This window comes from Halomonas alkalicola, assembly GCF_030704205.1.
Lineage (GTDB): Bacteria > Pseudomonadota > Gammaproteobacteria > Pseudomonadales > Halomonadaceae > Halomonas > Halomonas alkalicola.
Genome location: NZ_CP131913.1, coordinates 797354 through 809750, shown reverse-complemented (window position 1 = coordinate 809750; position 12397 = coordinate 797354). Strand labels below are relative to the sequence as shown.

Sequence of the window (12397 nt, the reverse complement as noted above, 5' to 3'; positions counted from 1 at the left end):
TTCCTTCAGGCCCGGCTGGCCAGGCTGCCCTGGGGCAGCTGCATGGTCAGGCAGTGCAGGCTGCCGTGCTGGCGGATCACGCTCAGGCAGTCGATGGGAATGATGTCGCGCCCCGGGAAGGCGCCGGCCAGGGCGGTCAGCGCCCGGGTGTCGGCGGCGTCGCCGTAGGTGGGCACCAGCACCGCACCGTTGATGATCAGGAAGTTGGCGTAGGTGGCCGGCAGGCGGTGGCCGTCGACCGGGTCGAAGCAGGGGCTCGGCCAGGGCAGCGGCACCAGCCGGTAGGGCTCGCCGTCCCGGCGGCGCAGGGCCTTGAGCTCCGCCTCCATGGCGGCCAGCGCCGGGTAGTGGGGGTCGCTCTCGTCGTCGCAGCGCACGTAGGCGACGGTGGCCGGGTCGCAGAAGCGCGCCAGGGTGTCCACGTGGCTGTCGGTGTCGTCCCCTTCCAGGTGGCCATGGGCCAGCCACAGCACCCGGGTCACCCCGAAGTCCTCGTGCAGCCAGGCCTCCACCGCCGCTCGGTCGAGGCCGGGGTTGCGGTTGGGATTGAGCAGGCACGCCTCGGTGGTGAGCAGGGTGGCGGCACCGTCGCTCTCCAGCGCCCCACCCTCCAGCACCAGGCCGCGCTCGCTGACCGGGCAGGCGTAGACGCCGGCATCAAGCAGCCGCCGGGTCAGGGTATTGTCCCGGGCGGCGGGAAACTTGCCGCCCCAGCCGGTGAAGACGTAGTCATGCAGGCGCAGCTCGCCGTTATCCTCCACGGCCAGCGGGCCATGGTCCCGGGCCCAGGTGTCGTCGGCGGGCGCCACCACCAGGGTCACTCGCTCCTCCGGCACGCCGAGGCTTGCGAAGCGGCCGGCCAGGTGGGTGCGGGTGGCGGTGTCGGGCACGCTGATCAGCACGGCCTGATAGCGGGCGATGGCGACCACCATGGCCTCCAGGGTGGCCTCGATGCGCTCGAGCAGCGGCGCCCAGTCGCTCTCGGGGCCGGGCCAGGTGAGCTGGACGGCATCCTGAGGGTGCCATTCGGGAAGCAGGCGTTTGGCCATGGTCAGAGAAAGCCCCGCTGGGTGGATCGGTGGGTCAGGTCGCGAATGTAGGCATCAATGCACGGCGATGCAAGTGGCGACCGTGAGAGGGTTGGTCTCGGTCGGTGGTGCGCATCGATGATATTCTTGGAGCATTGCAGATTGCCGGCCCGCCGAGGAGCCCCATGCGCCCGTTGACTCGCCCCCTCTTTCCCCTGGCCATGGCGCTGCTGCTCGGCGGCTGTGCCGCGCTGCCCTCGGGCGATGCCATCGTCACCTCCTCGGGTGAGTGGCTGTCACGTACCGGGGAGGCCATCGGCGCCCAGCGGGAGCGCCTGGCCGATCGCTTTTCCCGGGATGACGACGACCTGGCGGCGCAGGAGGCCGAGGTCGAGGCGCTGCTGGCGCAGCCCTGGATCGACCCGCTCACGGACTTCCTCGAGGCGAACGCCGGGGAGCCTCGGCTCGCCGAGAGCCTGGTGGTCCTGTCCCGTGAACGTGACCGCCGCTGTGCGGCCATCGCCGAGGAGTACGCCGAGCGTCCCGCGAATCGGGAGACCCTCGCGCGTTACCGCCGCGGCTATCTCCACTCCTGCCCCGCCGATGTGAACGCCTTCCATGCCAGGGTCCGCGAGGAGGAAGCGCGCCTGGCCGCCGCCTCGCCCCCCGCCTCCGAATCCCTTGAGGATGAGTCCGAGTCGCGCCGCGAGGCGCAGGCCATGGCACGCCGCGGCGCCAGCGACTGCTACCTCTACTTCACCATTCGCAACCTCCAGCAGGCCCGCGAGGCCTGTGCCGCGCCGGCGGAGCAGGGGGATACCAGGGCCCAGCACCATATGGGCAGTCTGGCGGAGCTGGCGGGGGAGCGCGAGGAGGCGCTGGGCTGGTTGCAGCGCGCCGCCGACGGTGGCGATGAAGCCGCGGCGGCCCGCCTGGAGCAGCTCTCCCGGGCCGGTGGTGACGAGACCGCCGAGGCCGCCCGATGAAGCCGCCCGCCCTCGGACTGGGCGGGCGCCACGTCATCATGCTGCTGCTGGCTCTGCTGGTGGCGCTCTTCCTCGGCGGCATGTGGCTGCTCTCGGGGCTGAACCTGCGCATGGCCGAATCCTCCCTGGCCGAACTGCGTGAGCGCCAGATTCACGAGAGCTTCGAGGCCAACCTGGGGCGCATCAACGCCCACCATCGGCGCATGGAGCAGAACACCCAGGACCTGGCGCGGGTCGGCCAGCTGTTGATCGAGCTGGGCGGGGGGGCAGCAGCGGCCGAGGAGGCCCTGCGCCAGGCACTGACCGACTTTCCCGATGCCCAGGGGGTCACCCTGTGGCTCGCCGGCGTGACGCCGCCGCTGGGCATGCACGCCTGGCGTCGGGGAGGCGAGCTGCGGGTCGCTCCCCTGGAGCCGGGCTGGGAAGCGGCCGACTGGCTGGCCCGGCGGCTCGACGCCTGGCGCGAGGGGGCGACGCCCATGCACTGGACCGCCGCCTACTTCAAGGAACGCATCGACGACGTGGTGATCAGCGCCAGCGCCCCGGTGCGCGACGCCGAGGGGCGCGTGCTCGGCATGGCGGCCAGCGACTGGGTGGCCGGGGACATCATCGGCCTGATCAGCGAGGTGGAACTGACGCCGCGCGCCTTCACCTTCCTGGTCGACCGCGAGAACCGCAACCTCTCGAGCCTGGCCCGGGCCGAGGACCAGGCCCGCGCCCAGCCGCTGATCGAGGCGGTCATCGACCAGCAGCTGCACCGCGAGACCAGTCCCGAGATGACCCTGAGCCCCCTGGCCCTGCAGGGGGAGGCCTGGGTCCTGCTGCATGCCACCACCCGGGCCGGCATGGTGTTCGGTATCGGCGTGCCCCAGGCCGAGATCGACGCGGTGCTCACCCCGATGCGCCAGGCCAACCTTCGCATCATGGCCACGGTGGGGGCGGGGGTGCTGCTGCTGGCGCTGGTCATCCTGCTGCTGGTGGCCGGCATGCTGCGTCAGCTGCGCACCCTCTATACCGACCCCCTGACCGGCCTGCCCAACCGGGCCCGGCTGCTGGCCGACCTGGAAGGGCACAAGCCGGGTGCCCTGGTGCTGGTCAACGTCGACGGCTTCAAGCAGTTCAACGGCGTCTTCGGCCAGGCCTGCGGCGACCAGGTGATCCGCCACATGGTGTCATGCCTCGCCGCCGAGCTGCAGGGGGTGGAGTGGCGCGGCAGCCGGCTCTACCGCATGCCTGCCGACGAGCAGGCGATCTGGCTGCCAGGCCGCTTCTCGCACGAGGCGCTGGCGCGACGGCTCGCGGCCCTGCAGGTGGCGGTGGGGACCTCGCGCCTGACCTGGCGGGGGCAGGAGCTGGCGCTGCACGCCACCCTGGGGCTGGCCGCCACCTGGCAGCTCGCGGACGAGGGACGCGAGGCGCTGATCTCCGCCGCCGGGATGGCGCTGCGCCAGGCCCGCGAGCAGCAGACGGGCAGCGGCCTCTATGACCCCGCCAAGCGGGTGCGGGAGGGCTACGAGCAGAACCTGGCCTGGGCCAACCGCCTCTCCGCCGCCCTGGAGGAGGGGCGCATCGTCGCCTACTTCCAGCCGATCCTCGAGCTTGCCAGCGGCCGGATCATCAAGCACGAGTGTCTGATGCGCCTGATCGACGAGCAGGGCGAGGCGGTGAGCCCCGCCCAGTTCCTGGAGGTGGCGCGGCGCAGCCGGCTGCACCGGCGCCTGACCCTGACCATGCTCGAGTGCTGTCTCTCGGCCATGGCGCAGGGCGACCACTCCTTCTCGCTGAACCTCTCCGCCGAGGACCTGGTGGATCCCGAGGTGAGCGAGCCGCTGCTCGCTCGGGTAGCCGAGAGCGGCCTGGGCAGCCGGCTCATCCTCGAGATCCTCGAGTCGCACAGCATCGACAGCTATGTGGCGGTCAGCGACGCCATCGCCCGTGCCCGTGCGCTGGGGGGGCGCATCGCCATCGACGACTTCGGCACCGGCTACGCCAACTTCGAGCACCTGCTGCGCCTCGACGTGGACCTGCTCAAGATCGACGGCAGCCTGATCCGCCATCTGGACAGCGACCCCCAGGCGCTGACCCTGACCCGTGGCATCGTGCGCTTCGCCCGGGAGCTGGGCATCGAGACGGTGGCGGAGTTCGTGCATAGCCCCGAGGTGCTGGCGCGGGTGCGCGAGCTGGGCATCGACCATGCCCAGGGCGCCTGCATCGGCATGCCCGAGGCGCAGCCGATCACCGAGCCTCGTCTGGCCTGAGCGGGAGTCGTGCAAATCCGCGGCAAGGCGCCGCCGCCCCGGTGCAGCGGCGTCCAAAAAGCCGTACCATGGGTGCCCGCTGACAAGGAACGCCTCCATGCTTGACCGTCTGCCATTCCTGATTGGGCTGCGCTACGTGCGCGCCAAGCGCCGCAACCACTTCATCTCCTTCATCACGCTGACCTCCATGCTGGGCCTGATGCTGGGCGTGGCGGTGCTGATCCTGGTGCTCTCGGTGATGAACGGCTTCGACCACGAGCTGCGCACCCGCATCCTCGGCATGGTGCCGCACACCAAGATCGAATCGCGTACCGGCATGGTGGAGTGGGAGTCCCTGGCCGCCCAGCTGATGGAGCGCGAGCGGGTGATCGGCGCCGCCCCCTTCGTGGAGCAGCAGGGCATGTTCTCGGTGGGCGGCCGCAACGAGGGCGCCATGGTCAACGGCATCCACCCCGATTGGGAGGACCGCGTCTCGATCATCGGTCGGCACATGCAGCAGGGCGGGCTCGACGACCTGCAGCCCGGCGAGTGGAACATCGTGCTGGGCTCCATCCTGGCCAGGCGGCTGGGGGTCGGCGTGGGTGATACCGTGACCCTGCTGGTGCCCGAGGCCTCGATCACTCCGGCCGGGGTCTTCCCGAGACTCAAGCGCTTCACGGTGAGCGGGGTGTTCAGCGTCGGTGCCGACCTGGATGCCGCGCTGGCCTACGCCAATATCGAGGACATGCAGACCCTGGCGCGCCTCGGTGACGCCGTGGGCGGCCTGCGCCTGGAGCTCGACGACCTCTTCCTGGCCGCCGCCGAGACCCGCAGCATCGTCAACGAGCTGGGGCCGGGCTACCGCGGCATCGACTGGACCTTCTCCCACGGCAACCTCTTCCAGGCGATCCAGATGGAGAAGCGCATGATCGCGCTGCTGCTGACGGTGATCATCGCCGTGGCGGCCTTCAACATCGTCTCCACCCTGGTGATGGTGGTCACCGACAAGCACGCCGACATCGCCATCCTGCGCACCATCGGCGCCACGCCGCGCTCGATCATGGGTATCTTCATCGTCCAGGGGCTGGCCATCGGGGTGATCGGCATCCTGGTCGGGGTGGCGCTCGGGGTGCTGCTGGCGCTGACCATCTCCGACATCATCGACGGGGTCGAGAGCCTGTTCGGCATCCAGTTCCTCGACGCGGGGGTCTACTTCATCAGCAACCTGCCGTCGCGCCTCGACTGGACGGACGTGCGCGACATCGTCGCCGCGGCCCTGGGCCTGACCTTCCTTTCCACCCTCTATCCGGCCTGGCGGGCGGCCAAGGTCCAGCCGGCCGAGGTGCTGCGCTATGAGTGAGACGACCATGCAAGCCACTGCCGAGCAGGGCGCCGCCACGGCGCCGGGGGCGCCGATGCTGGAGTGCCGCGACCTGACCCGCATCTACCACGAGGGTCCCCAGGACGTCACCGTGTTGGACGGCCTCGAGCTCACCGTGCACGCCGGCGAGCGGGTCGCCATCGTCGGCAGCTCCGGCTCCGGCAAGACCACCCTGCTCAACCTGCTGGGCGGCCTGGACCAGCCCACCCGCGGTGAGGTGCGCATCGCCGGCGAGTCGCTGCTGGCGCTGGGCGACGCGGCCCTCGGCCACTTCCGCAACCGCCATATCGGCTTCGTCTACCAGTTCCACCACCTGCTGGCCGAGTTCACCGCCCTGGAGAACGCCGCGCTGCCGCTGATCGTGCGCGGGCAGCGCAAGAAGGTCGCCGAGGCGCGCGCCCGCCAGCTGCTGGAGCGGGTCGGCATGGCCGCCCGCGCCGACCACAAGCCGGGTGAACTCTCCGGCGGCGAGCGCCAGCGGGTGGCCATTGCCCGGGCCCTGGTCACCGACCCGAGCCTGGTGCTGATGGACGAGCCCACCGGCAACCTGGACCAGCACACCGCGGCGAGCATCCTGGCGCTGATGGATGAGCTGGCGCGCACCTCCGCCTGCGCCTTCGTGATCGTGACCCACGACCCGGGGCTGGCGGCCCATCAGGACCGGGTCATGCGCCTGGACGAGGGGCGCCTGAGCGAGCAGCCGCGGCCCACCCCGGTGGAGTGAGCCCGCAGGCGAGGCGCCGCCATCGTCCGGCAACCGCGAACGGCCGGCCCCAAGGGGGCCGGCCGTTCGCGTAGGGGCAGTCGATAGGGCAGCGACAGGAAAGGAGCAGCGGCGCCTCAGCGCAGGTCCTTGTCGCAGGGCGCCTTGCGCCGCCGGCGCCGCCGGGCCTTCCAGCTGCGCGAGACCTGCCAACGCCAGATCAGCCGGATCACTAGGTTGCCGAGCAGCGCCAGGACGACGGCGGTGACCACCGAGCCCACCGCCAGGGCGGGCAGGATATCGGCCATCTGTTCGGCGATCCAGCGGGTGGAGAGGCGTTCGGGCACCTCCCGGGCCGGCGTGTTCATCAGCCAGGCGCCGAGGCGGTAGTTGGCGTAGAAGATCACCGGCATGGTCAGAGGGTTGGTGATCCACACCAGGCCCACGGAGAGGGGCAGGTTGGCGCGCGCCAGCCAGGCGCCGAAGGCAGCCACCACCATCTGGAAGGGAATCGGCAGCATGGCGCTGAACAGGCCCACCGAAAAGGCGTTGGCCACACTGCGACGACTCAGCACCCACAGGGCGGGGTTGCCGATCAGGTGACTCATGAAACGCAGCGAGCGCTGGCGCCTGAGTGTCTCGGGGTGGGGCATGTAGCGCTGGAGAAAGCGGCGCGGCATGTCGTCGGGCTCGCGGCATCGTGACGCGAGCTATTATCCATACAAGGGCCTGCCTTTGCCATGACTGCGCTTCCACGCAAGGCGCGGGGCACGGGCAGACATGCACCCATCCGGAGCAAGGGAATGCGACCTGGAATGGCCATCCTCCTGGCCCTGGCCGTGCTCGCCGGCCTGGGACTGGGCAGCCAGCCGCCGCCGGGGCTGCTCGAGGGGCTGGGACTCCTCGCCCTGGGCGCGCTGGCCAGGCGGCGACCGGCCGACTGGCTGCCTCTGGCGGCACTGGTCGGCGTGACGGCCGCCGTACTGCTGGCACGCGGGGCGGTCCTGCCCGATGGGCTGCTGCGCGAGGATCTCGCCATCCAGGGGCGGCTGGTGGAGGTGACGGAGGAGGAGCGGCTGACCCGCCTCACCCTGGCGGTGAGCGATTGCCGCCCGCTTGCCGCGGCGCGCCCCGCCTGCGAACGCCTGCGACGCGTGCGCCTGAGCGCCTTCGAGGCGCCCCCCCTGCAGCCCGGCGAGCACTGGGCGCTCACCGTGCGGCTGCGTCCGCCGGCGGGATTCGCCAATCCCCACACCTTTGACTACGAGGCCTGGCTGTGGCGCGAGGGAATCCAGGCCACCGGCTATGTGCGCCATGAGCCGCCGCCGCAGCGGTTGGCCGAGTCCGCGCCCGGCCTGCGCGAACATGCCCTCACGCATCTGGAGGGCCGGGCGCTGCCGCCTCGCGCCGAGCGCTGGCTGGCGGCCCTGACCCTGGGCGCCGGCGATCGGTTGACGGCCGATGACTGGGCCCTGCTCAACGCCAGCGGCACCACCCACCTGATGGTGATCTCCGGGCTGCATGTGGGGCTGGTTGCGGGGTTTGCCCTGCTGCTGGGCCGGGGAGCCGCGCGGTTGGCGACCCCGGGGGGATGGCGCCTGGCGGTGTGGCCCTGGTGGATGGCCGGCGTCGCGGCGGCGGGCTATGCGACCCTCGCCGGTCTGGAGCCCCCGGCGCTGCGCGCTCTGGTGATGGCGCTGGTGGGGCTGTGGGTCGCCAGCGGGCGCCACGCCCCGGGGCCCTGGCAGGGGTGGTGGCTGGCGCTGGCCGTGGTGCTGGCCATCGACCCGCTGAGCGCCTGGCGCCCGGGGCTCTGGCTCTCCTTCCTGGCGGTGGCGCTGCTGATCCTGGCCTGGCAGGGCCGGCCGCGTCCCCGTGGCGTGCGCGGCTGGCTGTGGGCGCTGGTCAGGACCCAACTGCTGCTGGCGCCGCTGATGGCGGCGGCGGTGCTGCTGGCCTTCGCGCGGCTGGCCCCGGCCGCACCGCTGGTCAACCTGGTGGCGGTGCCCGTGGTCAGCAGCCTGCTGGTGCCGCTGGGGCTGCTCGGCTGGCTGCTGGCGCCGCTGCCGCCGCTCTCCGCGCTCTGCTGGTGGCTCTTCGCGCACCTGAGCGAGGCCCTGGCCCGAGGCCTGGAGGCCGCCGTGGCCTGGTTGCCGCTGTGGCTCCCCGAGCCGGCCCTGGTGACGCCCCTGGCGCTCTGCCTGGGGCTGATGGCGCTGCTCTGGGTGCTGCCCGGGCTTGCGGCCCCGCTGCGCGCCACGGGCAGCCTGGCGCTGGCCGCAGTGGCGCTGAGCCTTGCGCCGGCGGGCATCCCCCCCGGCCAGCTGGAGGTGCGCGTGCTGGACGTGGGCCAGGGGCAGCTGGTGGAGCTGCGCACCGCCGGCTATCGGGCGCTCTATGATGCGGGGCCACGCTTCGCCTCGGGGTTCGTCCCGGTCAGCGTGCTGTGGCCGCCGGGTCAGCGCTTCGACGAGGTGATCGTCAGCCACGATGACATCGATCATGCCGGCGGGGTGGCGCTGCTGGCGGAGCGCCATCGCGTGGGGCGCTTCCTGGCGCCGCCTGGCGAGGAGATCGGCGTTCCCTTCGCCGCCTGCCGGCGCGGCGACAGCTGGGAGCGGGACGGCGTGCGCTTCCGTTTCCTGTGGCCGCCGGAGGAGACCGCCGCGCTCTCCAGCAATGACCGCTCCTGCGTGCTGGAGGCGAGCGTGGGCGGGCAGCGCTTGCTGATCACCGGCGACGTGGGGCGCCGGGTGGAGCGCGCCTTCCTGCTCGAGGCCGAGGCGCCGGTGACCCTGCTGGTGGCCGGCCACCACGGCAGCCAGACCAGCTCCGGGCCTCAGCTGGTGCAGTGGCTCACCCCGCGTCAGGTGGTCTACAGCGCCGGGCGGCGCAACGCCTTCGGCCATCCCCACGACGAGGTGGTCAGGCGCTTCCGCGGCGCCGGCAGCTGCCAGTGGAGCACGGCGCTGGATGGCGCGCTGACGTTCCGGCTGGGGGGCGAGGCGGGTCGGGTCGTCGAGAGCACACGGCCACTGCCCTGGCGGCGGGGCGGTGTCGGAGCCGACTGCCTTGCGTTAGAATCGCCCTGAGTTCGGGATCACGGTTCACGGGGCATCTTCGAGGGAAAGCGCATGGACATGATGGAGGCCCTGATCGCCGGGGGCTGGCTGATGCTGCCACTGCTGGGCTGTTCGCTGCTGGCCACGGTGATCATCATCGAACGCCTCTGGACCTTGCGTGCCGGGCGCATCGCGCCCCGGGGGCTCGGCCAGGAGGTCTGCACCCTGGTCTCCCGGGGCCAGGTCAACCTCTTCTGGCTGGAGAGCCACTCGCCGCTGGGCGGCGTGCTGGCCGCGGGGCTGCGCAACGCGCGCCTCGGCCATGAACAGGTGCGGGCGCGTCTCCAGGAGGCGGGCACCGCGGTGATCCATGACATGGAGCGCTTCCTGAGCCCCCTCGGCACCATCGCTGCCATCGCTCCGCTGATCGGGCTGCTGGGCACCGTGGTGGGGATGATCGAGGTCTTCTCGGTGATCGTCGCCGGCGACGGCGCCAGCCGCACCGCCGATCTGGCCGGCGGCATCTCCCGCGCCCTGGTGACCACCGCGGCGGGCCTGACCGTGGCGATTCCCGCCCTGATGTTCCACCGCTACTTCCTGCGCCGGGTCGAGGACATCACCGTGCGCATGGAGGAGCAGTCGGGCCAGGTGATGGAGTTCCTCGCCCACTACGGCGGCGAGCTGACCCTGGCCGAGCGCCACGAGGCCGCCGCCGAGGAGGAGCGCCTCGAGGCCGACGGGCGGATGGCGCCCCGGGTGAAGCGCTCGTGAGGTTTGCGCGTACCCGCCGCGACCCGGTGGAGGTCAACCTCACGCCGCTGATCGACGTGGTGTTCCTGCTGCTGATCTTCTTCATGGTCTCCACCACCTTCGAGACCCGTCAGGCGCTGGAGCTCGAACTGCCCGAGACGACCAGCGGGGCCGCCGCCGAGGTCTCGCCGGTCACCCTGGTGGTCACCGCGGCCGGCGTCTACCGCCTCGGCGAGCGCGAGCTGACGCCGGCCGAGCTGGCCTCGGCGCTGGCCGCCGAGGCCGAGCAGGCCCGCGAGCACGGTCTGGTGGTGGAGGCCGATGGCCGCGCCAGCCACGCCGATGTGGTCCGCGTGCTCGACCAGGCCGGCCTGCAGGGCATCGAGCGGGTGCGTATCGCCACCACCGAAAGCCGCACCGGCGAGACCATTTCCCCACAAGCGGAGACGCCGTGAATCAGGACGGGACCCCCCAACACTCCGGCTGGACGCTCTACAAGCGCCTGCTGAGCTATGTGCGCCCCCACTGGCGCTCCTTTGGCCTGGCCATTGTCGGCTACGTCATCTATGCCGCTTCCAGCACGGCACTCGCCGAGATGATGAAGCGCCTGATCGATGGCATCCAGAACCCCGATGCCGCCTTCCGGCTCTTCCTGCCGCTGTTCGTGGTCGGCATGTTCGCCGCCCGGGGCCTCGGCACCTTCCTCGGCACCTACTTCATGAGCAACGTGGCGCGCAACGTGGTCCACGCCCTGCGCTGCAACGTCTTCAACCATATGCTCCACCTCCCGGGGCGCTTCTTCGACAGCCACTCCAGCGGCCACCTGATCTCGCGGGTCACCTACCACGTGGAGCAGGTCACCGGCGCGGCCACCAAGGCGCTGACCATCCTGCTGCGCGAGGGGCTCTTCGTCCTCGGCCTGGTGGGCTACCTGCTGTGGACCAACTGGATGCTGACGCTGCTCTTCCTGACCGTCACGCCGCTGATCGGCGGGGTGGTCAGCTACGCCAGCAAGCGCTTCCGGCGCATCTCGATGCGCATCCAGGCCTCCATGGGGGACGTCACCCACGTGGCCTCCGAGGCGCTCTCCGGCTACCGGGTGGTGCGCACCCACGGCGCCGAGGGCTTCGAGAAGGCTCGCTTCGCCGCCGCCAGCGAGTACAACCGCCAGCAGAGCATGAAGGAGGCGCTGACCAAGGCGATCAGCACTCCGGTGATTCAGCTGCTGGTGGCCCTGGCCCTGGCGGTGCTGGTGTGGCTGGCCATGTCGCCGACGCTGATGGACAACATGACCGCCGGCGAGTTCGTCGCCTTCATCACCGCCGCCTCGTTGATGGCCAAGCCGGTGCGCCAGCTCACCGAGATCAACAGCGAGATCCAGAAGGGGCTGGCCGCCGCCGCCGAGCTGTTCGGCCTGCTGCAGGTGCCCGCCGAGCGGGACGAGGGGCACCACGAGCCGGGCCGGCTGGTCGGCAGGGTCCGCTTCGAGGGCGTGCGCTTCCGCTACGGCGAGGGTCAGCCCGAGGTGCTCAAGGGCATCGACCTCGAGGTGGCGCCGGGCGAGATGATCGCCATCGTGGGCCGCTCGGGCAGCGGCAAGTCGACCCTGGTGGGGCTGCTGCCGCGCTTCTATCGGCCCACCGAGGGGCGGGTGCTGGTCGATGACGTGCCCCTGGACGACTACCGCCTGACGCCGCTGCGCCGCCAGATCGCCCTGGTCTCCCAGCAGGTGACCCTGTTCAACGCCAGCATCGCCGACAACATCGCCTATGGCGTACCCGACGCCGACCCTGCGGCCATCGAGGCCGCCGCCCGGGCCGCCCATGCCCACGAGTTCATCGAGCGCCTGCCCGGCGGCTACGCCACCGTGGTGGGCGACAACGGCGTGATGCTCTCCGGCGGCCAGCGTCAGCGCGTGGCCATCGCCCGGGCGATCTTCAAGGACTCGCCGCTGCTGATCCTCGACGAGGCCACCTCGGCGCTGGACACCGAGTCCGAGCGCCATATCCAGGCGGCCCTGGAGGAGGTGTGCCGCGGGCGCACCACCCTGGTGATCGCCCACCGTCTCTCCACCATCGAGCGCGCCGACCGGATCCTGGTCATGGAGCAGGGCGAGGTGATCGAGCAGGGTAGCCATGCCGAGCTGCTGGCCCGCGACGGCGCCTACGCCGCGCTGCACCGCCTGCAGTTCCAGGAGGCCGACCCCGCATGAGAGGCCCGCAAGCGTGCCGGCCGGTGATGGCCACGGCA

General features: G+C 71.4%; 10 protein-coding genes. 8 read left to right on the top strand and 2 right to left on the bottom strand.

The genetic code is table 11. The features are described 5' to 3' along the window. Window positions 1-5: 5 nt before the first annotated feature. Window positions 6-1049 (bottom strand): agmatine deiminase family protein, encoded by a 1044-nt coding sequence (locus B6N23_RS03875; RefSeq protein WP_305502055.1) that lies wholly within the window; start codon window positions 1047-1049, stop codon window positions 6-8. A gap of 164 nt (window positions 1050-1213) precedes the next feature. On the opposite strand from B6N23_RS03875, the gene B6N23_RS03870 reads away from it, so the two are divergent. The 4 genes from B6N23_RS03870 (at window position 1214) to B6N23_RS03855 (ending at window position 6356) form a co-directional block, all read left to right on the top strand. Continuing rightward, the gene (locus B6N23_RS03870; RefSeq protein WP_305502053.1) at window positions 1214-2014 is read left to right on the top strand and encodes a hypothetical protein; all 801 of its coding nucleotides are present in this window, start codon (window positions 1214-1216) and stop codon (window positions 2012-2014) included. After that, complete coding sequence (locus tag B6N23_RS03865; protein ID WP_305502050.1) at window positions 2011-4272, top strand: EAL domain-containing protein; 2262 nt, start codon at window positions 2011-2013, stop codon at window positions 4270-4272. The genes B6N23_RS03870 and B6N23_RS03865 overlap by 4 nt, the downstream gene beginning before the upstream one ends. Before the next feature lie 97 nt (window positions 4273-4369). Further along, window positions 4370-5611, top strand: coding sequence for a lipoprotein-releasing ABC transporter permease subunit (locus B6N23_RS03860; RefSeq protein ID WP_305502048.1), 1242 nt, complete (start codon window positions 4370-4372; stop codon window positions 5609-5611). A gap of 7 nt (window positions 5612-5618) precedes the next feature. Beyond that, the gene (locus tag B6N23_RS03855; protein ID WP_249322287.1) at window positions 5619-6356 is read left to right on the top strand and encodes an ABC transporter ATP-binding protein; all 738 of its coding nucleotides are present in this window, start codon (window positions 5619-5621) and stop codon (window positions 6354-6356) included. Between the two features lie 116 nt (window positions 6357-6472). Here B6N23_RS03855 and B6N23_RS03850 read toward each other — a convergent pair whose 3' ends face one another. Further along, window positions 6473-7015, bottom strand: coding sequence for a DUF2062 domain-containing protein (locus B6N23_RS03850; RefSeq protein ID WP_305502045.1), 543 nt, complete (start codon window positions 7013-7015; stop codon window positions 6473-6475). Between the two features lie 135 nt (window positions 7016-7150). Here B6N23_RS03850 and B6N23_RS03845 point away from each other — a divergent pair, with 135 nt between their 5' ends. From B6N23_RS03845 to msbA, 4 genes are read left to right on the top strand one after another with little or no spacing between them, the layout of a single operon-like run. Then, window positions 7151-9427 (top strand): DNA internalization-related competence protein ComEC/Rec2, encoded by a 2277-nt coding sequence (locus B6N23_RS03845; protein WP_305502043.1) that lies wholly within the window; start codon window positions 7151-7153, stop codon window positions 9425-9427. A gap of 42 nt (window positions 9428-9469) precedes the next feature. Further along, window positions 9470-10168: a MotA/TolQ/ExbB proton channel family protein gene (locus B6N23_RS03840; RefSeq protein WP_305502041.1), complete on the top strand. Its 699-nt coding sequence runs from the start codon at window positions 9470-9472 to the stop codon at window positions 10166-10168. Continuing rightward, a complete protein-coding gene (locus B6N23_RS03835) occupies window positions 10165-10602 on the top strand; it encodes an ExbD/TolR family protein (RefSeq protein WP_110068040.1) in 438 nt (145 codons plus the stop codon). Before B6N23_RS03840 ends, B6N23_RS03835 begins: the two co-directional genes overlap by 4 nt. Continuing rightward, on the top strand, window positions 10599-12359 hold the full coding sequence (gene msbA / locus B6N23_RS03830; protein WP_305502037.1) for a lipid A export permease/ATP-binding protein MsbA: 1761 nt from the start codon (window positions 10599-10601) through the stop codon (window positions 12357-12359). Before B6N23_RS03835 ends, msbA begins: the two co-directional genes overlap by 4 nt. Window positions 12360-12397: the final 38 nt, after the last annotated feature.